21 protein-coding genes are annotated in these 20,460 nt (G+C 68.5%); 8 read left to right on the top strand and 13 right to left on the bottom strand.

The annotated features are described in order from the left end of the window. Positions 1-783: helix-turn-helix domain-containing protein (locus QZ994_RS11010; RefSeq protein WP_367172292.1), on the top strand; the 783-nt coding region annotated here is incomplete at its 5' end. A 108-nt stretch (positions 784-891) separates the two neighbouring features. Here the strand turns inward: QZ994_RS11010 and QZ994_RS11015 are convergent. Genes QZ994_RS11015 through QZ994_RS11040 form a run of 6 tightly spaced genes read right to left on the bottom strand, consistent with a single transcriptional unit; the run spans position 892 to position 6,504 of the window. Further along, entirely contained in the window at positions 892-1,725 is an 834-nt protein-coding gene (locus tag QZ994_RS11015; RefSeq protein ID WP_290871482.1) for an SDR family oxidoreductase, read from the bottom strand. Between the two features lie 11 nt (positions 1,726-1,736). Beyond that, on the bottom strand, positions 1,737-2,180 hold the full coding sequence (locus QZ994_RS11020; RefSeq protein WP_290871483.1) for a cupin domain-containing protein: 444 nt from the start codon (positions 2,178-2,180) through the stop codon (positions 1,737-1,739). A gap of 1 nt (position 2,181) precedes the next feature. Beyond that, positions 2,182-2,979, bottom strand: coding sequence for an SDR family oxidoreductase (locus QZ994_RS11025; RefSeq protein WP_290871484.1), 798 nt, complete (start codon positions 2,977-2,979; stop codon positions 2,182-2,184). Beyond that, positions 2,976-4,043, bottom strand: coding sequence for an NAD(P)-dependent alcohol dehydrogenase (locus QZ994_RS11030; RefSeq protein ID WP_290871485.1), 1,068 nt, complete (start codon positions 4,041-4,043; stop codon positions 2,976-2,978). Before QZ994_RS11030 ends, QZ994_RS11025 begins: the two co-directional genes overlap by 4 nt. 33 nt (positions 4,044-4,076) lie before the next feature. Next, on the bottom strand, positions 4,077-5,057 hold the full coding sequence (locus QZ994_RS11035; protein WP_290871486.1) for an aldo/keto reductase: 981 nt from the start codon (positions 5,055-5,057) through the stop codon (positions 4,077-4,079). 28 nt (positions 5,058-5,085) lie between these two features. Beyond that, a complete protein-coding gene (locus tag QZ994_RS11040; protein WP_290871487.1) occupies positions 5,086-6,504 on the bottom strand; it encodes an MFS transporter in 1,419 nt (472 codons plus the stop codon). A gap of 124 nt (positions 6,505-6,628) precedes the next feature. Here QZ994_RS11040 and QZ994_RS11045 point away from each other — a divergent pair, with 124 nt between their 5' ends. The 4 genes from QZ994_RS11045 to QZ994_RS11060 all read left to right on the top strand — a co-directional run bounded on the left by QZ994_RS11045 (position 6,629) and on the right by QZ994_RS11060 (position 10,083). Next, positions 6,629-7,618 (top strand): LysR family transcriptional regulator, encoded by a 990-nt coding sequence (locus tag QZ994_RS11045; RefSeq protein ID WP_290871488.1) that lies wholly within the window; start codon positions 6,629-6,631, stop codon positions 7,616-7,618. A gap of 93 nt (positions 7,619-7,711) precedes the next feature. Then, positions 7,712-8,758, top strand: a complete 1,047-nt coding sequence (locus tag QZ994_RS11050; protein WP_290871489.1) for an alpha/beta hydrolase — start codon at positions 7,712-7,714, stop codon at positions 8,756-8,758. Further along, positions 8,755-9,519 carry an SDR family NAD(P)-dependent oxidoreductase gene (locus QZ994_RS11055; protein ID WP_290871490.1) on the top strand — a complete coding sequence of 255 codons (765 nt, stop codon included), beginning with the start codon at positions 8,755-8,757 and terminating at the stop codon, positions 9,517-9,519. The genes QZ994_RS11050 and QZ994_RS11055 overlap by 4 nt, the downstream gene beginning before the upstream one ends. Positions 9,520-9,549: 30 nt before the next feature. After that, positions 9,550-10,083 (top strand): cupin domain-containing protein, encoded by a 534-nt coding sequence (locus tag QZ994_RS11060; protein ID WP_290871491.1) that lies wholly within the window; start codon positions 9,550-9,552, stop codon positions 10,081-10,083. Between the two features lie 9 nt (positions 10,084-10,092). Here the strand turns inward: QZ994_RS11060 and QZ994_RS11065 are convergent, their stop codons facing one another. The 3 genes from QZ994_RS11065 to QZ994_RS11075 form a co-directional block, all read right to left on the bottom strand. After that, positions 10,093-10,986 carry a LysR family transcriptional regulator gene (locus QZ994_RS11065; RefSeq protein WP_290871492.1) on the bottom strand — a complete coding sequence of 298 codons (894 nt, stop codon included), beginning with the start codon at positions 10,984-10,986 and terminating at the stop codon, positions 10,093-10,095. 59 nt (positions 10,987-11,045) lie between these two features. Next, complete coding sequence (locus QZ994_RS11070) at positions 11,046-11,921, bottom strand: DMT family transporter (protein WP_290871493.1); 876 nt, start codon at positions 11,919-11,921, stop codon at positions 11,046-11,048. A 113-nt stretch (positions 11,922-12,034) separates the two neighbouring features. Further along, positions 12,035-12,736, bottom strand: a complete 702-nt coding sequence (locus QZ994_RS11075) for a TetR/AcrR family transcriptional regulator (protein ID WP_290871494.1) — start codon at positions 12,734-12,736, stop codon at positions 12,035-12,037. A gap of 82 nt (positions 12,737-12,818) precedes the next feature. Between QZ994_RS11075 and QZ994_RS11080 the strand changes: the two genes are divergently transcribed. Beyond that, on the top strand, positions 12,819-13,946 hold the full coding sequence (locus tag QZ994_RS11080) for an NAD(P)/FAD-dependent oxidoreductase (protein WP_290871495.1): 1,128 nt from the start codon (positions 12,819-12,821) through the stop codon (positions 13,944-13,946). Between the two features lie 63 nt (positions 13,947-14,009). On the opposite strand, the gene QZ994_RS11085 is transcribed toward QZ994_RS11080, so the two are convergent. Then, on the bottom strand, positions 14,010-14,888 hold the full coding sequence (locus QZ994_RS11085; RefSeq protein ID WP_290871496.1) for a LysR family transcriptional regulator: 879 nt from the start codon (positions 14,886-14,888) through the stop codon (positions 14,010-14,012). A 164-nt stretch (positions 14,889-15,052) separates the two neighbouring features. On the opposite strand from QZ994_RS11085, the gene QZ994_RS11090 reads away from it, so the two are divergent. Continuing rightward, positions 15,053-16,141 carry an alkene reductase gene (locus QZ994_RS11090; protein WP_290871497.1) on the top strand — a complete coding sequence of 363 codons (1,089 nt, stop codon included), beginning with the start codon at positions 15,053-15,055 and terminating at the stop codon, positions 16,139-16,141. Between the two features lie 354 nt (positions 16,142-16,495). Here QZ994_RS11090 and QZ994_RS11095 read toward each other — a convergent pair whose 3' ends face one another. Beyond that, positions 16,496-16,999: a PEP-CTERM sorting domain-containing protein gene (locus tag QZ994_RS11095; protein WP_290871498.1), complete on the bottom strand. Its 504-nt coding sequence runs from the start codon at positions 16,997-16,999 to the stop codon at positions 16,496-16,498. A 202-nt stretch (positions 17,000-17,201) separates the two neighbouring features. Between QZ994_RS11095 and QZ994_RS11100 the strand changes: the two genes are divergently transcribed. Then, positions 17,202-18,107: a hypothetical protein gene (locus QZ994_RS11100; protein ID WP_290871499.1), complete on the top strand. Its 906-nt coding sequence runs from the start codon at positions 17,202-17,204 to the stop codon at positions 18,105-18,107. 57 nt (positions 18,108-18,164) lie between these two features. Here QZ994_RS11100 and QZ994_RS11105 read toward each other — a convergent pair whose 3' ends face one another. Continuing rightward, positions 18,165-19,157 (bottom strand): aldo/keto reductase, encoded by a 993-nt coding sequence (locus tag QZ994_RS11105; RefSeq protein ID WP_290871500.1) that lies wholly within the window; start codon positions 19,155-19,157, stop codon positions 18,165-18,167. A gap of 134 nt (positions 19,158-19,291) precedes the next feature. Beyond that, positions 19,292-20,254, bottom strand: coding sequence for an AraC family transcriptional regulator (locus QZ994_RS11110; RefSeq protein ID WP_290871501.1), 963 nt, complete (start codon positions 20,252-20,254; stop codon positions 19,292-19,294). Positions 20,255-20,460 lie beyond the last annotated feature (206 nt).

Here is a 20,460-nt window from a genome sequence, read left to right on the forward strand (position 1 = left end):
TACCAAGACGCCTTGCCGACGCCCCTGGTCTTCCGCGTGGCGCAGATGCCCGCGCAAGGCCGCTACCCGCAGCACCAGCACCCTTGGGGCGAGTTCGTCTACGCCTTTTGCGGCGTGATCGAGGTCAAGCTGGCCGGACAACACGTGGTTGCGCCACCTCAACTGGGCATATGGCTGCCGCCGAACGTGGCCCACCAGGGCCTGAACCGCGCAGCAGCCCTGCACAGCTCCCTCTACGTCGCCGCCCCCCTGTGTGCAGGACTGCCCACCGAGCCCGGCGCCCTGGCGGTGAGCCCGTTGGCTCGGGCCCTGCTGGCCCACCTGCGCGCCGAGGTGCCCACCGTGCCGCCCAGCGCCGAAGCTGGCCGGCTGATGCAGGTACTGGTCGACCAGCTGGCCCACGCCACCCCGGTCGGCAGCTACCTGCCGCGCTCCGATGACCCGGTTCTGGCCGAGATCCTTCAGGCTCTGGAGCAGAACCCGTCTGACCCACGCTCTTTGTCCGAATGGGCCCGCGCCGTGCACTGCACCGAGCGCACCCTGAGCCGCCGCGCCCAGCGCGATCTGGGCATGTCGCTGGCGGAATGGCGCCAGCGCCTGCGCGTGGTCAAAGCCTGTCCCCGTCTGCAGGCTGGCGACAAGGTGGCCACCGTGGCCGCCGAACTCGGCTACCAGAGCACCTCGGCCTTCATCGCGATGTTCCGCAAGATGACGGGCATGACCCCGGACGAGCACCGGCACGGGCAGAGTGGGCCTGTGCAGGGCGCGCCTGCCAGCTGCTGAGAGGCGCCAAACAGCGGGTGACCGACAGCGGCCACGAAGTCGCCTTCCGCAACCTGGCCCACGTCAACCGCCGCTTCGCCCGGCGTTGAACGGCCTGGGCGGCGCGTCTCAGCCCGGGGTCGGTGCCAGGCTGCCGAAGCGGTAGGCCGCGGTGACCCCGCCATCCATCAGGAAGTCGCTGCCGGTGATGAAGCCGCCGTCCGGGCCCATCAGCAATGCGGCGACGTTGGCCACCTCGTCGGGCGTACCGGCGCGGCGCACGGCGCAGGCCTCGATCATGTGGCGGTAGCCGGCGCCACGCGGGCCGTTGAGCTCGTCGCGGGCCAGCGGCGTCATCACGATGCCGGGGCTGATGGTGTTGATGCGCGCACCACGTTCACCCCAGCGCACGGCCTCGGCCATCACGCGCAGCGCGTTGCCGCGCTTGGACAGCTGGTAGGCGTGCAGCGTGTCCCTCACCTGGCCGGGCTGCAGCATGGGCAGCTTGAGCAGTTCTTCGGTGGGGGTGGTGGCCAGCAGGCGATCCTGCTCGGGCGTCAGGGCCGGCAGGCGGTGGCCCGACTGCGACGAGATCACCACGCCCGAGCCGCCCGGAGCGATCACCTGGCCCACGAGCTCCAACACCAACGCGGTGCCGTAGAGGTCGACGTGCAGGATGGTGTCGATGGGCGCCTGCGAAGGCGACACGCCGGCCGCTTGCACCAGGCCCGTGATGGGGCCCAGGGCCTGAGCCTGGTCGACCAGGGCCTGGACCGATGCGCGGGACGAGATGTCGACCACCGCCTCGGTGACCTCGAAGCCGGCATCAGCCAGGACGTCGGCCGCAGCCTTGGTGGAGGCCGGCGAGTGGTTGGCCACCACCACGCGCTTGCCTGCGCCGATGCGGCGCGCGATGGCCTGGCCGATGTAGCCAGCGCCGATGACGATGAGCACTTCTTTCATGGTTTGCTCCTTCAGTTGAGTTCAGCGCGGTATTGCTCGTTGCTGACCTGTTCCATCCAGTCGGGCGCGGCGCCGTGCCAGTGCTTGACGTGGGCGGGGATGTGCACCACGTCACCGACGCGGATCTCTTCCAGCGGGCCGCCCCAGCGCTGCACACGGCCGATGCCGGCGGTGACCACCAGGGTCTGGCCCAGCGGGTGGCTGTGCCAGGCGGTGCGGGCGCCCGGCGAGAAGGTCACGTTGCCGGCCGAGGCGTGTTCGGCGCCCACCGGGGTGTAGAGCATCTCCACCTTCACGGTGCCGGTGAACCAGTCGGCGGGGCCGGGGTTGATGCCACGGGTGCGGGCGCGGGTGATCTGCAGTTCAGAGGCTGCTGTGGTGGCGGTGGCATCGGCGGCCAAGGCGGGTTCCATCATGGACAGGGCCACGGTGGCGGCGGCGATCAGGGGTTTCATCTCAGGCTCCTTTCCTGGCCAGCATGGCCAGGTCTTCACGCACCGAGGCCGGCTCGGCGTCCAGCGGCATGTCGGTGACGTCCAGCACGGCGTCCAGTTCGCCCGGGCGGTCGGCCTTCAGGGCGGCGAACAAGGGCGCCAGGTTCTGTTGCGCAGGGCCTTTGTCGGCCACCAGCTCGAAGGTCTTGCCGATGGCCGCATCGGCCGTGAGGCTGGACACCAGCACCTCGGCGATCTGCTGGCGCGCCACCACGCCATCGCTCGGGTCGCCGGCATGGCGGGTGTCGCCTTGCAAGAGCGTCAGGTGGTGCTGGTCGCGGGCGTTGTAATCAAACCAGCCGGGGCGCACGATGGTGTACGGCAGGCCGCTGGCACGCAGCAGGCGCTCGCCGCGCCGCTTCCAGTCGTGGATGCCGGTTGAGCGGTTGTAGGCGCCAGCGCGGTCGGTCACGCCAATGGCCGTCATCAAGGCCACGCGCACCCGGCGGCCGTTCAGGGCGCGCAGCACGTTGCGCACCGCGCCATAGTCCACCTGTTCGGCGGCGCTGCGGCCACCGCCGCTGGAGCCGTGGGTGAAGACCACCGCGTCCACACCGTCGACCACGGCAGAGAGTGATTCCGAACGGGTCAGCTCGCCTTCCACCACCTCGGCGCCGGCAGGCAGGCCGTGGGCGCGGCGGCCGGGGCGCACCAGCGCGCGCACGGCGTGGCCCTGGCGCAGGGCTTCGGCCACGGCCAGGCGGCCGATGCTGCCGGTGGCGCCCACGACCAGCACGGTCAATGGGGAGGCTGTGCTCATGCGCTCACCTCGCTCTTCAATGAGGCCATGTCGATGACGAAGCGGTACTTCACATCGGCCTTCAGCATGCGCTCATAGGCCTCGTTGATGTCCTGGATCTGGATCACCTCGATGTCGGAGGTGATGCCGTGCTGGCCGCAGAAGTCCAGCATCTCCTGCGTTTCGGCGATGCCACCGATCAAGGAGCCGGCCAGGGCCTTGCGGCTGAACACCAGCGGGCCGGTGTTGAAGGGCGTCTCCAGCGGGCCCAGGTAGCCCACCATCACGATGGTGCCGCCCGAAGCCAGCGTGGGCACATAGGGGTTCACGTCGTGCTGGTAGGGCACGGTGTCGATGATCAGCTCGAAGCGGCCGGCCACCGCGGCCATCTGGGCCGGGTCGGTGGAGATGACGATGTGGTCGGCACCCAGGCGGCGCGCATCGGCTTCCTTGCCCGGCGAGCGGCTGAACAGCGTCACCTCGGCGCCCATGGCCTTGGCCAGCTTGAGGCCCATGTGGCCCAGGCCGCCCAGGCCCACGATGGCCACCTTGCTGCCGGGCTTCACGCCCCAGTGGCGCAGCGGCGAGAAGGTGGTGATGCCCGCGCACAGCAGGGGCGCGGCACCGGCCAGGTCCAGGGTCTCAGGCACCTTCAGCACGAAGTGATCGGCCACCACGATCTTCTCGCTGTAGCCGCCCTGCGTGGGCGTGCCGTCTATCGGGTCCTTGTGGTTGTAGGTGTAGGTGGCACCGTTCTCGCAGTACTGCTCCCAGCCCTTGCCGCACGAGCCGCAATGCCGGCACGACTCGACCATGCAGCCCACGCCCACGGCGTCGCCCACCTTGAAGCGCGTGACCTCGGGGCCCACGGCCAGCACGCGGCCCACGATCTCGTGGCCGGGCACCATGGGGTAGGTGGCGTTGCCCCAGTCGTTGCGCACGTTGTGCAGGTCGGAGTGGCAGACGCCGCAGTAGAGGATCTCGATGACGACGTCGTCGGCGCGGGGGCTGCGGCGGTCGAAGTTGAACAGGCCCAGGCGGCCGGTGGGTGAGTGGGCGGCGTAGGCTTTGACGGGGTAGCTCATGGGGGTGGTCCTTGTGTGAATGACAGATGGGGCTCAGCGGCCGACACGGGCGGCCAGCGCGGCGGGGTAGCGCTCGCCCTGGATGGGGATGCGCGCCAGCACCTCGGCGATGCGCGCCAGCTCTTCGGTGCTCAGCACCAGCTCGGCGGCCTTGAGGTTTTCTTCAAGCCGATGCAGCTTGGTGGTGCCCGGGATGGGCGCGATCCAGGGGCGTTGCGCCAGCAGCCAGGCCAGGGCCACCTGCGCGGGCGTGGCCTGTCGGGCCTGGGCGATGGCGGAGATAGCGTCCACCAGGGCCTGGTTGGCCTGCCGCGCCTCGGTGGTGAAGCGGGGCACGATGTTGCGGAAGTCGTCTTGCGCAAAGGTGGTTTGCGCGTTGATGGTGCCGGTCAGGAAGCCCTTGCCCAGCGGGCTGAAGGGCACGAAGCCGATGCCCAGCTCTTCCAGCACGGGCAGCAAGGCCTGCTCGGGTTCGCGCCACCACAGCGAGTACTCGCTTTGCACGGCAGTGACCGGCTGCACGGCGTGCGCACGGCGGATCGAGTCCACCCCGGCTTCGGACATGCCGAAGTGCCGCACCTTGCCTTGCGCGATCAGGTCCTTCACGGCGCCGGCCACGTCCTCCATGGGCACGGCCGGGTCCACGCGGTGCTGGTAGAGCAGGTCGATGTGGTCGGTGCGCAGGCGCTGCAACGACTGCTCGACCACGGCGCGGATGCGCTCGGGGCGGCTGTCCACACCGGCACTGGCGTTGCCGTCCTTGAAGCCGAACTTGGTGGCGATGACCACCTTGCTGCGCACCGGGGCCAGCGCCTCGCCCACCATCTCTTCGTTGAGCGCGCCATAGTCCTCGGCCGTGTCGAAGAAGGTCACGCCCATCTCCACGGCCTGGCGGATCAGCTGCACGCCGGCAGTGCGGTCCAGACCGGGGCCGTAGGCAAAGCTCAGGCCCATGCAGCCCAGGCCCAGGGCAGACACTTCCAGGCCGCTGCGGCCCAGTTGACGGTGTTTCATGTGGATCTCCTTGGTTCGTGCGTTCAGTTCAGAGGGAAGCCAGTGCGGGCGCCGGGCGGCGTGCACCCCAGGGGCGGGGCAGCACACAGGCCAGCACCACCAGCAGCGACAGGGCGAGCAGCCCGGCGCTCACGCCCAGGCAGGCGGCCACGCGGTGCGCCAGGTCGGCCTGGGCACTGCCACGGTGGCCCGCGCTGGCGGCGTAGACCACCACCAGCAGGGCCAAGCCCAGCGAGCCGCCCAGCTGGTGCGAGGCGTTGACCAGACCGGAGGCCGCACCCGCGTCTTGCGGGGCCACGCCCGCCACGCCGGCGATGGTGAGCGGGCTCAAGGCCAGGCCCTGGCCCATGCCCAGCACGGCCATGGGCAGGGCCACGCCGGTGAGGTAGGCGGTGTCGGCACCGATCTGCGCCAGCCAGGCCATGCCGACCGTGCTGAGCGCCAGGCCTGTGGCCAGCACCCGCTCATGGCCCCAGCGGCGGGCCAGGGGCGAGACGGCCATGGCCGCGCCCAGTTGCACCACCGTGGCGGGCAGGAAGGCCAGCCCGGCCTGCATGGGGCGCATGCCCAGCACGCCTTGCAGGTACTGCGTCAGGTAGAACCAGAAGCCGATCACCCCGGCCAGGAAGAGCAGGCGGGCGGCATAGGCCCCCGAGCGCACCCGGCTGTGGAACAGACGCAGGGGCAGCAGGGGCTGGGCGGTGCGCGCTTCGTGCAGGAAGAAGGCCAGCAAGCAGGCCACGCCTGCGGCCAGTGCCCCCAGACTCAGGCGCGAGTGCCAGCCGGTTTCGGCCACCTCGACCAGGCCAAACACCAGCAACACCATGCCCAGGGTAGAGAGCAGGGCACCGGGCAGGTCCAGATCGCCCTCACCCTTTGGATCCTGCGGCACGTGGCGCAGGGCCGCCCACAGCAGCACCAGGCCGATGGGCACGTTGATGAAAAAGCCCGCACGCCAGGAGACCAGGTCGGCCAGCACGCCACCCAGCACCATGCCGATGCTGGCGCCCAAACCCGCCGTGGCGCCGTACCAGCCCAGGGCGCGGGTGCGCTCGGGGCCCTCGGGGAAACTCACGGAGAGCAGGGCCAGCGTGGCCGGCGCCAGGATGGCCGATCCCAGGCCCTGCACGGCGCGGGCCGACACCAGCATCGCCGGCGAGGTCGCCAGGCCGATGGCCAGGGAGGCCGCGACAAACAGGCTCAGGCCCAGCACCAGCATGCGCCGGCGGCCGAAGAGGTCACCGGCGCGGGCACCGGCCATCAGCCCCCCGCCAAACGCGAGGGTGTAGGCCGTGTGCACCCACGACAGCATGGCCGGGCTGAAGCCCAGGCTTTCGCGGATCCTGGGCAGACCGGTGATGACGATGGAGATGTCGAGCACGATCATCAGGTAGCTGGCCAGGGCCAGGGCCAGCACCGCCGTGCGGTGGGGTGTTCGGGTGTTCATGCCCCCACTGTAGGGATTCGGCTTTCAATCAACTAGAAGTCATTTGCTTGAACCATCCGCAAGCCAATGTTTAAACTGAAGGCCCAATCAGCCCCTCATACCCTCCTCCAGGCGGACACACATCATGGCCATCAACGAGTTGCGCGCCATCGCCACACTGGCCAAGGCCATCGAACTGGGCAGCATCCGCCAGGCGGCGATCGCCCAGGGCGTGACGGCCCAGGCCGCCAGCCAGTCCCTGGCGCAGCTGGAAGCCCACCTGGGCGTGCGCCTGCTCCACCGCACCACGCGCAGCCTCGCGCTGACGGACGAAGGCCAGCGCTTCCTGGAAACCGCCCAACCCGCCCTGGCCACGCTGGACCGCGCCCTGGCCCAGGCCCGCGAATCCAAGGACGAGATCGGCGGCGCGCTGCGCATCGTCGGGCCGCAGTCGTCCTTCTCGTCCATCCTGATGCCGGTGGTCAACGCCTTCTGCGAACGCCACCCCGCGGTGCGCCCCGAGGTGCAGCTGGACGACGGCCGCAGCAACTGGGTGCTCGACCGGGTGGACGTGGGCTTTCGGATCGGCGCCAGCACCGACGAGGGTGTGATCGCCCGGCGGCTGTTCCCGGTGCAGCTGATGGTGTGCGCCTCACCGGCCTACATCGCACGCCACGGGGCGCCGCGCACCCTGGCCGAACTGGCCGAGCACCGCTGCAGCGCCTTCCGCCACCCGGCCACGGGCCAGGTCCTGCCCTGGTACCTGAACGTCGACGGCGAACTGGTGCACCGCTTCGTCACGCCCACCCTGTCGACCAACGACACCGAACTCGAGCTCCAGGCCGTGCTGGCCGGCCAGGTGATCGGGCAGGTGGCCAACCTCTCGGCCGCCCCCCACATCCGCGAAGGTCGGCTGGTGCCCCTGCTGTTGCCACACATGACCGACCACATCGGCGTGCACCTCTACTACGGCAGCCGCGAGGCCCTGCCCAAGCGCGTGCGCGCCTTCATCGACCTGGCCGTGGACATGCTGCAGGACGCGCCGCAGTGGGTGTTGACGCGCAAGGAGCTGGCGAATGCAGCGGCCCTGGCATTGAAGAAGACCCGGCCTCCCTCCACCCATCGCCCGGATTGATGAAGGAAACCGCATGGTTCATGCAACGCCAGCCGGCTAGTCCTGCGACATCGACCTGCCTACAGTGGCATCCACCTCCACTGAGCAGAGACGATGAACATGAAACACCACTGGCTGAACATGGGCATGTGCCTGTCGCTGTCGGTCATCGCCCAGGGCGCTGGCGCGGCGTCAGCCCAGACCTCGCCGCTCACCGTGGCAGATGGTGCCAACACCACTGGCGCACAAAAGGTGAGCTTCCAGAACGGCGCGATCCGGATGGCCGGTCACCTCTACCTGCCGCCCGGCTTTGACCCCAGTCGGCCGCATGCCGCCATCCTCGTCGCCCACCCCTGGGGTGGTGTGAAGGAACAGACCGCAGGGCTCTACGCACAGCAACTGGCCCTTCGCGGCTTCGTCACCCTGGCTTACGACGCCTCGCATTACGGTGAAAGCGGCGGCGAACCACGGGACCTTGAAGACCCTGCCCAGCGGGTACAGGACATCCGCAGCGCGGTGGGCTACCTCAACAGCCTGCCCTACGTCGACGCCCGCCGCATTGCCACCCTGGGCATTTGCGCCGGAGGGGGCTATGTGCTGCACGAAGCGCAAACAGACCCGCGGGTCAGGGCCGTGGCCACCGTGGTGGCCTATGACATCGGTGGCGCCACCCGTGAGGGCATCGATGGCGCGCCCGTGACGGCGGCTGACCGACAGGCCCTGCTGGCCAGGGTGAGCGAACAGCTCAACAAGGAAGCCGCCGGCGCCCCGGTGCGGGTCGAACCCCTGGTTCCCAGTCGCGCGGAGTGGACGGCCAGCACGCCCGCCTTCCTGCGCGAGGCCTACGACTACTACCAGACACCCCGTGGGGCCCACCCCCACGCCCGCAACCGCTACGTGGTCACCAGCCCTGGCCTGCACATTGGCTACTACCCCCTGGCACACATGGAGGCGCTGTCCCCTCGCCCCGTGCTCCTGATCGCAGGCGAAAAAGCCGAGACCTTGCGCTTCAGCCAGGAGGCCTACGCCAGGGCACAGCAACCCAAGGAGCTGCTCGTCATCCCCGGGGCCTCGCACTTCGACCTCTACGACAAACCCGCCTTTGTCGGCCCCTCGCTCGACAAGCTCACCGCCTTCTTCCAACAGCACCTCGCACCATGAACCACCACCCCACCTACCACTTCCAGGGCCAGGTTGCCCTGGTCACCGGCGCCAGCTCCGGCCTGGGCCTGGCCACCGCACAAGGCTTTGCCCGCGCCGGCGCGGCCGTGACGCTGGTTGACCGCCAGGCCGAGCGCCTGCACGCCGCCACCGAGGCCCTGGCAGCCGAAGGACACCGCGTCATGGCCATCGTGTGCGACGTGTCGGACGAGGCCCAGGCACAGGCCGCCGTGGCCCGCACCGTGGCCACGTTCGGCCGCCTGGACATGGCCTACAACAACGCCGGCATCCTCGGCCCCATGTGCGAGATGAGCGAAGAAACCGCCGAGGGCTTCGACGCCACCCAGGCCGTCAACCTCCGTGGCATCTGGACCTTCATGAAGCACGAGTTGCTGCAGATGAAGGCCCAGGGCAGCGGCGCCATCGTCAACTGCTCGTCGCTGGGTGGCCTGGTCGGCTTGCCCGGGCGGGCGGCCTACCATGCGAGCAAACACGCGGTCATCGGGCTGACCAAGAGCGCGGCCCTGGACGTCGCCTCGCTGGGCATCCGCGTCAACGCCGTGTGCCCCGGGTGCATCGAGACCCCCATGGGCGACGAAATCGACCCCGCCGCCATGCGCGAATTCCTCAAGAGCCAGCCGATCGGCCGCATGGGTCGCCCCGAGGAGGTCGCCGCCGCGGTGCTGTGGCTGTGCAGCCCGGCAGCCAGCATGGTGCTGGGCGTGGCCCTGCCGGTGGACGGCGGCTTCGTCGCGCACTGAGCAGCCCCCTCTTCTCAACAAGGACACCCCATGGACAAGCTCTCCGTCAACGGCACCCCCAGCAACCCCACCCGCAGTGCAGCGGCCCTGCTCGCCTGCTGCCTCGCCGTGGGTGAAGCGCGCGCCGTCGAAGCCCCGCAGACCGCAAGCGACACGCTCGCGCCCCTGGTGCTCTCCCGCGCCGGCAGCACGCCCTCGATCAAAGGCCAGGTCCCGGCCAATTTCACGGGCACGGTGCGCATCGACATGCTGCACGCCGCCCAGGCGCCCTGGCACGCCAGCGCGGCGTATGTGACCTTCGAGCCAGGGGCACGAACCGTCTGGCACACCCACCCTGTCGGGCAGACCCTGGTCGTGACCGCCGGGGTCGGCCGGGTGCAGCGCGAAGGCGGTCCGGTGGAAACCATCCGCCCAGGTGACGTCGTCTGGATCCCGGCGGGCGTCAAACACTGGCACGGCGCGGGCCCCAGCACCGGCATGACCCACATGGCGATCACCGAAACTCAGGATGGCCAGAACGTGACCTGGCTGGAGCCCGTGAGCGACGCGCAGTACGCGAAGTGAAGCCCTGACTCAGCGCGAGAGCCGGATGGCCTCGACCACCAACCCCAGCGCCCGCGAAGACTGCCGCCGACTCGGGTAGTAGGCATGCAGGCCGGGGAAGGTCGGGCACCAATCGGCCATCACGCTTTGCAAGCGCCCCGCCTCAATGTGGGGTTGCACCAGGTCCTGCGGCATGAAGGCCAGCCCTGTGCCAGACAGGGCCGCGTTCAGCACCTGGTAGGCGCCGGTGAAGGTCGCCTGCCCGTCCACCCGCACCTGCATGGCACGCCCGTCCTTCTCCAGCTCCCAGGCATACAGCCCTCCGCTGGAGGCCAGGCGCAAGGTGATGCAGGCATGCTTCAGCAGGTCCTGGGGCGAGGTCGGCACACCATGTGCCGCCAGGTAGGCGGGTGTGGCCACGATGGTCTGGCGCATGTCGGGCGCGATGCGCACCGCGATCATGTCCTTGGCCACCTGGTCGCCCCAGCGCACACCGATGTCGAAACGCTCCTCGACGATGTCGACCATGCGGTAGTCGGAATTGATCTCCACCCGAATGCCCGGGTGCGCCGCCAGCAAGGGGGCGATGCGGGGCCACAGCACGGTGTCGACCGCGTAATCGATGGCGGTGATGCGGACCGAGCCCGAAGGCTGTGCGCCCAGGTCGCTCACAGCGGCCACCTCTGCCTCGATCTCGGCCAGGCGAGGCGCCACCGTGGCCATCAGGCGTTCACCGGCCTCGGTGGGCGCCACGCTGCGGGTGGTTCGGGTCAGGAGCCGCACGCCAAGGCGAGCTTCCAGCGCGCGGATGGTGTGGCTCAGTGACGAGGGCGACACACCCAATTGGGCCGCTGCGCGCGTGAAGCTGCGCTCTCGCGCCACCGCGAGGAAGGCGAGCAAGTCGCCGATGGAGTCACGTGCCATGGTTCAGGGAAAGCAGATGGACCTGATTCTGCCAGCGACCACTTTGCCAGAGCGCCGCCTCACGGCCGCTGCCGCCCATCCCACGCGATCAACAGCCCCGCCGAGGCGATGACCACGCTGCCCAGCAGCATGCCCGCGTCCAGCGGCTCGCCAAAGGCCAGCACGCCCAGGCCCACGCCAAAGAGCAGGCGGGTGTAGCGAAAGGGCGTGACGGTGGCGATGTCGCCCGTGCGCATGGCCTTCATCAGTGCGGCATAGGCCGAGGTGCCGATGAGCACCGAGCCCGCCAGCATGGCCGCGGTGTCCGCCTCGGGCCAGAGGAAGGCGCGACCATCCCACAGCGCAAACAGGGCGCCGGCCAACACCACCGTGAGGAAGCCGAAAAAGCCCAGGTGCACCGTGCTCAGCGTGGGTGGTGCGGCGCGGCTGGCCAGGTCCCGCCCGGCAAAGCCGGCCATGCCGACGAGGGCCAGCAGCGAAACCGGCGAAAACGCCTCGGCACCCGGCCGCAGGATCAGCAGCACGCCGACCAGGCCGGCCACCACGGCGGCCCAGCGCAGGACACCCACCCGTTCACGGAAAACCAGGCTGCCGCCCAGCACCACCAGCACCGGCGTGGCCTGCAGGATGACGGTGGTGGCCGACAAGGGCGTGAGCGCCACGGCCAGCACATAGAACAGGCGCCCCACCAGCTCGAAACACGCCCGCACCCGCATGGCCGGCGCCAGCACCTCGGGCACCATGAGCCGCGTCTGGCTGCGCCAGGCGGCCAGCGCGAACAGCAGCGCACCGCCCAGGCCAAAGCCCATGAGGACCTGGCCCACGGGCAGCGCCCGGGTGACGTGTTTGATGAGGGCGTCTTCCAGCGAAAAGGCCGCCATGGCGGCGACCATCCACAGCACACCGCGGAGGTTGGGACCGAGGGCGCGTGACATCAGCGAAGGGCGAAGGGGCAACGACAGAGGGGCATGCAGGCAGTGTAGGCAGCCGCGCCGCGTTCAGGCAGGTGCAGATCCGGGGCAAATGGGGCAGTGCAGCGGAGCCGGCATCACGCCTTGCGCCTGGGGCGCGTCTTGGACGCCACCGTCAGCATCCGAGTGCCCGCCAAGATGAGGTCAAGGCCCGCCAGGAAGTCCTGGCGATCGCTGTGCCGCGGCAACTGGCCAGCCACGCTGCGAACAAAGGCGAACGCCACGGGGTCCAGCGCAGCCCATTCCTTCGCTGCCGCTTCGAGGTAGGACTCCCGGTTCATGTCGCCAAGCCGAGCCACCTGCGCGTTCGCGGCGGTCTGGCCCCCGACGCCCAGCATGTAGTGCAGCAAGGCAGACGCGGTCGACCATTGTTCTGGCTGCGGGACGTCGAGTTGGACCAGGCTCTGACCGATCGGCTCGAGGATGCGCACCACGGACAGGCCTCGGACTCGGGGCAGCGTCGAGCCGAGCCAGGGGTGCTGGTCCATGGCGTCATACAGGGCCAGCCCCAACTGCCGAACCCGGTCCACCGGTTCTGCCGAGGCATCGAGGTTGGTCAGGACCTTCACAACGATGGTGTCGCACGCGGCCGCGACCAGGTCGGCCTTGTCCGTCAGGTGGTGGTAGAGGGCTCCGAGGCCCGTGTCGAGCTTCGCGGCCAACGCCCTGAAGGTCAGGGCGCCCTCGCCCGCGCTGTCCAACAGGACGATGGCCGCTTCGACGATGCGCGTGCGAGACAAGGCATCTGCGCGCCGCTTTCGAACCATCGATGAGTCCATGTGTTTGCCCTTGACATGTTTGGATCACCGTTCCATGATATCAATAGAACATTGTTCCAATTGCCTGCAAAGGCTCCACGACATGACGACATCCATTGCCATCATCGGTGCGGGCCTCGGCGGCCTGCTCCTCGCCCGTGTGCTCCACGTCCACGGCATTCCGGCCACCGTCTATGAGGCCGACACGTCGTCGGCCGCGCGGTCGCAAGGCGGGATGCTCGACATCCACAAGGCCACGGGGCAAGCGGCGCTGCGAACCGCAGACCTCACCCGCGAGTTCGAGCAGCGCATCTGCTGGGGCGCCGACTGCACCCGCGTGCTCGACAAGCATGGCGCGGTGCTGGTGGAGAAAGCCGCGAACGACGGGGGCGGACGGCCCGAAGTGCAACGAGGCGCCTTGCGCCGCATGCTGCTGGAGTCGCTTCCCCCCCACGCCGTCCGGTGGGGTCACAAGCTCGCCACCGCCGCACCGTTGGGAGCGGGTCGGCACGCCCTGCACTTCACCAACGGGCAGCAGGTCGAGGTGGACCTGCTCGTCGGCGCGGACGGCGCCTGGTCAAAGGTCCGCCCGCTGCTGACCACGGCCCAACCGGTGTACTCCGGCATGTCGTATGTCGAGACCTTCGTGCGCAACTGCGACGCACAGCATCCACTGCTCGCCAAGGCGGTTGGCCAAGGCATGCTGATCGCACCCGACGAAGGCAAGGCCATCATGGCGCACCGCGAACCGGGTGCCGTCTTGCACGCCTACATCGCGATCACCCAATCGGCGGACTGGTTCGCTGCCCTGGACTTCGCCAGTGCGGAGGCGAAACAGCAGGTGGCCAAGGCATTTGAGGACTGGGCCCCTGAGCTGGTGGGGCTGATCACGGATGCAGAGCACCCGCTCATCCATCGCCCCATCTTCGAACTGCCCCGGCATACCCGATGGGCAGCCAACCCGGGCGTGACGCTCGTCGGAGACGCCGCGCACCTCATGGCGCCCTCGGGGGATGGCGCCAATCTGGCGCTGCTCGACGGGGCACAGCTGGGCCAGGCCATCGCCCGCCATCCGGAAAACCTGGCGGCTGGGCTGCAAGCCTACGAAGCGGAGATGTTCGAGCGCAACGAGGCTGCACGCACAGAAGCCGAGGCGATGCTGAAGGTGCTGTTTGGTCCGGGCGCCGCCCGGGCGATGCAAGGTTTTTTCAGTCAGGGGAGCCAGGCATGAGTTCGTGCAAGGCCTTGCCTCCGGCGCAGTCGGTGCAGGCAGTGCAGTCGCCAGAGTGGCCTGTCAATCGGCAGCGGCCAGCCTCTCCTTGAGGAACTCGATGAAGCGCTGCGTCTTGGCCGGCAGCAGCCGCGTTTCGGTCAGCGCGTAGACCGGCACGGGCCGGCCTTGCCAGCCGGGCAGCACCTCCACCACCTGACCACTGGCCAGGTCGTCGGCCACCACGGCCTTGGGCAACAGCATCAGCCCCTGGTCCAGCAGGGCCAGGCGCCGGATCATGCCGACGCTGTTGAGCGTGTAGCGCCCCGTCACGGGAACCTCGATGACCAGGCCATCGCGCTCAAGCGTCCACGTGTCCGCCTTGGGGAAGCACAGGCATTCGTGCTGCGACAGCGCTTGAGGCGTTCGCGGCTCACCGGCGCGCGCCAGGTAGCGGGGCGTGGCGTAGACGCGGGCGTTCAGCAGCGCCAGCCGCTGCGCGATCAGGCCCGAGTCGGGCAAGCCACCCATGCGGATGGCCACGTCGAATGGCTCGGTCACGAGGTCCACCCGACGCGGGGTCAGGTCGAACTCGAAGCGGATGCCGGGGTGACGCTCGCCGAAGGCCGTGATGAGGGGCGCGAGGTAGACGGTGGCGAAATCCACAGGCAGTGAGGCGCGCAACACGCCGCTGGGTTGGGCCAGCATCTCGCCCAGTTGCTCATGGGCCAGGCGCGCCTCTTCCACGATCCGACGGCAGCGCTCGTAGTAGAGCTGGCCCGCCTCGGTCAGCTCCACCCGCCGCGTGGTGCGGTGAAGCAGCCGCAGGCCCACCGCCTTTTCCAGCAAGGCGATGCGCCGCGACACGGTGGAGTTGGGCACGCCCGTGGCCTCGGCCGCGCCGCGGAAGCCTTTGGCTTTGACCACCTCCACAAAGAGCGCCATGTCGTTCAGAAAATCCATCTCGATTGCCCCATCAGGGGATCAATGTTTCCCATGAAACCGTATTTATCTCATGGGCGGGATGTTTCAAGATGCCAGGCATCGCATTCAGGGCCGCTCGACATGCAGAAGAGAGACGGCAGCCTGATCCCAAGACTTCACCTTTCACTTTCAGCGAGCACGCCATGACAACGCTTTTCACGCCCGTTCCAGTCGGTCGCTACACCTTGGCCAACCGCCTGGCCATGGCACCGATGACCCGCTCACGCGCCCAGTTCGATGGCACACCGGGCGCCTCGGCCGCCACCTACTTCGCCCAGCGTGCCAGCCTGGGCCTGATCGTGAGCGAAGGCACCCAGCCCTCGGACGATGGCCAGGGCTACCTGATGACGCCGGGCATCTACACCGATGCGCACGTCGCCGGCTGGCGCGCCGTCAGCGATGCGGTGCATGCGCAAGGGGGGCGCCTGTTCATCCAGTTGATGCACGCGGGCCGCTTGTCCCACCCCGACAACACGCCGCACCACCGCCAGGCCGTGGCGCCGTCGGCCATTGGCTCGGGCGCACAGATGTTCACGCCCACCGGCCTGCAGACCGCACCCGTGCCCCGTGCGCTGAGCCTGGAAGACATCGGCCAGACCATCGCCGATTTCCGCCATGCCGCGCGGCGCGCGATCGAGGCCGGCGCCGATGGGGTCGAGATCCATGGCGCCAACGCCTACCTGGTGCAGCAGTTCTTCGCGCCCAGTTCGAACACCCGCACCGATGCCTATGGCGGCTCGATCGAGAACCGTGCGCGCTTTGCCATCGAGGTCGCGCAGGCCATTGCCGACGAGATCGGCGCCGACCGCACCGCCATCCGGCTTTCGCCAGGCACCACGCTGTGGGGCATCGATGAAGGCCCCGAGGGCCCGGCCTTGTACCGCCACCTCGTGGCCGAGCTCGACAAGCTGGGCCTGGCTTATCTGCACGTCATGCACCAGGGCAACGACGCCCTGCTGGCCGACCTGCGCAAGCTGTGGCGCGGCACGCTGATGCTCAACCGACCTGGCCACCCGCGTGAGCAGATCGGCTCCGACATCGCCAGCGGTCTGGCCGATGTGGAGTCCTACGGTCAGATGGTGCTGGCCAACCCCGACTTCGTGTCGCGCCTGAAGGCCAAGGCACCGATGAACGTCGCGGACCGCAACAGCTTCTTCGGCGGCACCGATGCGGGCTACATCGACTACCCGACGCTGGAGGGCAGCCCGTTCCAGGGCAGCGCAGGTGCTTGAGTGGGGCGGAGGGAACCCGGGCACATGCGACAGGGATTTGGTGAATGGCTGAAAGGGCACGACCAGCCGTACACGGTCGAAACGCTCCAGTTGCGGCAACGGGTCCAGCCCTGGCGCTCCAAAGACATCGCGGAAAGCCTGGGGCGCGGGCCGCATTGGGTCCTGCGGTGCGCATTGCTCACCCCTCCGGCCACGCCGGACGAACTGGTACTCGAATGACCGAGCCCCACGTTGCAACACCCACTGTCGAAACACCGCGATGTATTCGGGCGCAAACCGACTGCTGCAGGTGCTGAACAGCACGACGCGCTGGCCGTCGAAGCGGCTTCGTCGAGTATTTGCGTGCGCACGCCCTTAGCGGGTCACGCCTGGGTCGGGTGCAGTCCTGACCGTTCGTCGCCGCATCCCCCACACCAGCCCCAACCCTGCCAACACCATGGCTCCACTGGCGGGCTCCGGCACAGACACCACGACGTGGCTCGAACCATCGCTCCAAACCGGCAGATAGAAAACCCCGTCACGGGTCCACCACGCGTCCAGGATCGTCACCGTCGACCGACCGATGGTCTCGGGCGCACCCGCTTCGAAGATGCCGAACAGAACAAGGCCTGTGGGCGTTTCGTTGTAGCGGAAATCGATCCTGTTGAGGTCGCCAGCGCTGCAGCCGTAATAGGTGAAGGTGTATCGGTCTCCACCAATTCCCCCCACACGGATGCCATCGGTGCAGGCACCAGGGGCAAACTTGAAGTCGATGTCGGTTGCGCCAAGTGGCATGGTCACTTCCGTGACGCCCGCGCTGGCAGCGGTCACCATGGAGGCAAGAGCAAAGCCTGCCAAAAGGGAGATGCTTGGGTTCATGAATCGTCCTTCGCCGACGAGCGGCCTGAGAGGCGCACAGGGGCTCCATCGCGCCAGCTTCAGCATGGACCTGGTTTGGGCATTCGCCAAGGGCATCAGTTGACCCGGATCAAGCTGCCGGTCGCAAAAGACCAAGCTCACCCCATGAGCGAGAGCCCGCGCAGACTCGGACTGAGCCATTTCCCTGCCAAAGCCACCCACCATGCCTGACATACCTGCCTTGATCGCCAGCCAACCCGTCTTCAGCCTGAGCACGGAGGTGCTGGCCACGCTGAGCGGCTTTCATCCGCACGCCCCCGCAGTGGCCCCGCCACACCATGACCGGATCGAACTGCTGGCCCCGCCTGCCAGCCACCGAGAGCCCTTTATTGACCCCCTGGCGGCCTTGACGGTGCTGGGCGCCCAACAGGGTATGGGCCACGCCCAGGCCAGGGCCTGGGTGAACGAGCTGATCGACACACAGGCGAGCCTCGACTGGGTCTGTTTCTTTGACTTGTTCGAGCCAGATTCGCCTCCGTGCCTGCCTGCTCGCCAGTTCGTGCTGTGGCTAAGGGAAGGCAAGCTGGTGCGTGACGCCACCGCCGATTTTCTGGACCAGGCCATCGAAGCGGTCATGAGCACACCGGTGCTCTCATGGCCGACGGTCCACGACCAGGTCCTCACCCTGGCAGAGTTCCCCTTGACGCCACCCCCTTTGGCGATGGCCACATGGCTGCCCGCAGGTCCATGGGTGGACATCGACGCATGGGGTAGCCCGGCAGGGCGGGTCGACGCCGCCAACCCCTATGTGCAGTGGCGCAGCGCGATCGCCCCGGTCGCGGCCCGCCTGACCCAGCATCTTGGGGAAAGCGTCTTCCATTTCGCAGATCTGCACGAAGAATTGGACGATGACATCGCCCACCGCCTGCTCGTGCTGCACTGGTGCTGCACCCACCAACCTCGGTCAAGCTTTGTGCGGCACCTGCTGCGTGTCAGCGGCGCACCCGATGTCGAGGTGCTGAAAGCCGCGCTCACAGACCCGGCCCACTACGTCTTGCCCTGTGAGCTGGACATGGGCCCGGCTTGTTTTGTCCGGCAGGTGCAGATGACATGCCCAGGGAACCCATGAGCGCGAGCGCCCCACTGGACCGACGAAGGTGGCCGAGCCCGGTCGATCCCGTCAGGCTCACATCATGCCCAGCACGGGGTGCGGCGCATAAGGGGCCTCCAGGGCCTGGATGTCCTCGGCCGAGAGCTGGATGTCCAGGGCGGCGACCGCATCCTGCACATGCTGGACCGAGGTCGTGCCCACGATGGGGGCCGTGATCCAGGGCTTGCTCAGCATCCAGGCCAGGGCCAGCTGGCCCATCGGCAGGCCTTTGGCCTCGGCCAGGCGCTGCACGTTGTCGACCACGACCTTGTCGAGGGCGTTCGTGCCGTCCCACACCCACTTGGACACTTCGTCGACCTTCACGCGCGCCGTCTGCGTGCCCCAGGGGTGGGCCAGGCGGCCGCCGGCCAGCGGGCTCCAGGGGGTCAGGGCCACCTTGCGGTCCTGGCACAGCGGGATCATCTCGCGCTCTTCCTCGCGGTAGATCAGGTTGTAGTGGTTCTGCATCGCCACGAACTTCGTCCAGTGGTTCTTCTCGGCCACGTTCTGCATGCGCTCGAACTGCCACGCGTACATGGTGGACGCGCCGATGTAGCGCACCTTGCCGCTCTTGACCACGTCGTGCAGGGCCTCCATGGTCTCTTCGATGGGCGTGTTCGGGTCGGCACGGTGGATGGTGTAGAGGTCCACGTGGTCCAGGCCCAGGCGCTTGAGGCTCTTGTCGATCTCGCTCAGGATGGCCTTGCGCGAGAGGCCGCCGCCATTGGGCTTGCCCGGGCGCATGTCCATGCGCACCTTGGTGGCCACGACGATGTCGTCACGGTCGAGGGCGAACTCGCGGATCAGCTTGCCGGTCACCTCTTCGCTGCTGCCCATCTGGTAGATGTTGGCCGTGTCGAAGTAGTTGATGCCGGCCTCGATGGCGGCGCGGAAGATGGGCTTGGCCTCGTCGAAGTCGCGTGCCCAGGGGAAGAGGCCGTGCTCGGGTCCGGGCTTGCCGAAGCTCATCATGCCCAGGCAGATCCGGGAGACGTCCATGCCGGTGTGGCCGAATTTCACGTATTGCATGTCAGGTCCTTTTGCGAAGTGGAGAACAAGGCAGGGGCGGGCACGGTGTCGGGCCAGCACCTCTCCCTGGCGCCCGTTCGGGCGGCCATGAGGCGGGTTGCGGAGGGAAGGAAGTGCGGGGTGTCAGCCGCCCATCACGCCACCTTCTGGGCGCGCATGCGCTTGAGGTCGCGTGCGGGCGGCGCGCCAAAGAAGCGGCTGTACTCGCGGTTGAACTGCGAAGGGCTGTCGTAGCCGACACGATGGCCGGCCAGGCTGGCGTCGATGTTCTCGGCCAGCAGAAGGCGCCGGGCTTCCTGGAGCCGGATCTGCTTCTGGTACTGCACCGGGGTCATGGCGGTCACGGCCTTGAAATGGTGGTGCAGGGCCGATGGGCTCCAGTGGACCTCGCGGGCCAGGTCGTCGATGCGCAGGGTTTCGCGGAAGCGCTGCTGCAGCAGCGCGATCACCTGGGCCACGCGCTGGCTGTGGCTGTCGGGCATGGCCAGCTGGGCCAGGGCTTCACCGCCGGGGCCGGTGAGCAGGCGGTAGAGGATTTCGCGGGTGGCCAGCGGGGCCAGGGTGGGGATGTCCTGCGGGCGCTCGATCATCTGCACCAGGCGCAGCAAGGGGTGCAGCAGGTCAGGGGTGAGCGCGGTGGTGTAGATGCCCCGCTGCGAAGCCACGCGCGGCCGGGCGGCGACCTGAAGTTCCACGGCCAGCTCGGCCAGCACTTTCACGTCCAGGTCCAGCCGGATGGCCAGGTGCGGCGTCTCGGGTGAGGCGCCGATCACGTGCCCGGTGACGGGCAGATTCTGCGCAAAGATCAGGGCTTGCGACTGGTCGTAAATCACCACGTCGCGCCCCACCAGGACCTCCTTGCAGCCTTGGGCGATCACGCACAGGGCGGGCTCATAGACCATGTGCACCGGGTGCGCCACGTGGGCACCGTGCCCCAGGGTCAGGCGGGGCACCGGGGAGGCCACCACGGTGTCGGGCGGCGTGAGGCGCTCGGTCAGGGCCGCCAGGCGTGCCCGCAGCAGCATGGTCTCGACCTGCGCGTCGTGGCGGTCGTCGAGGCGGTTGTCATGGCCGTGGCGGGTCGAGGTCTTGGGCATGTCGACAAGCTTATGCAAAGCGCCGCCAAATGTCGCCACCCGGGGCACAGATCCAGCAGGATCGTGCAAGAAATCGCAAGGACCGCGCAAGCGTGCCCGAGGCTCAGCCCGCGCCGCCCACCAGCCGGCACCCCGCCTCGCGCAATCCGGCCTCGTCCAGCACGTCGGCGGCACAGGAGACCAGGATCTCGACCGTGCTGGCCACG

The organism is Aquabacterium sp., assembly GCF_021768455.1.
Classification (GTDB): domain Bacteria; phylum Pseudomonadota; class Gammaproteobacteria; order Burkholderiales; family Burkholderiaceae_C; genus Aquabacterium.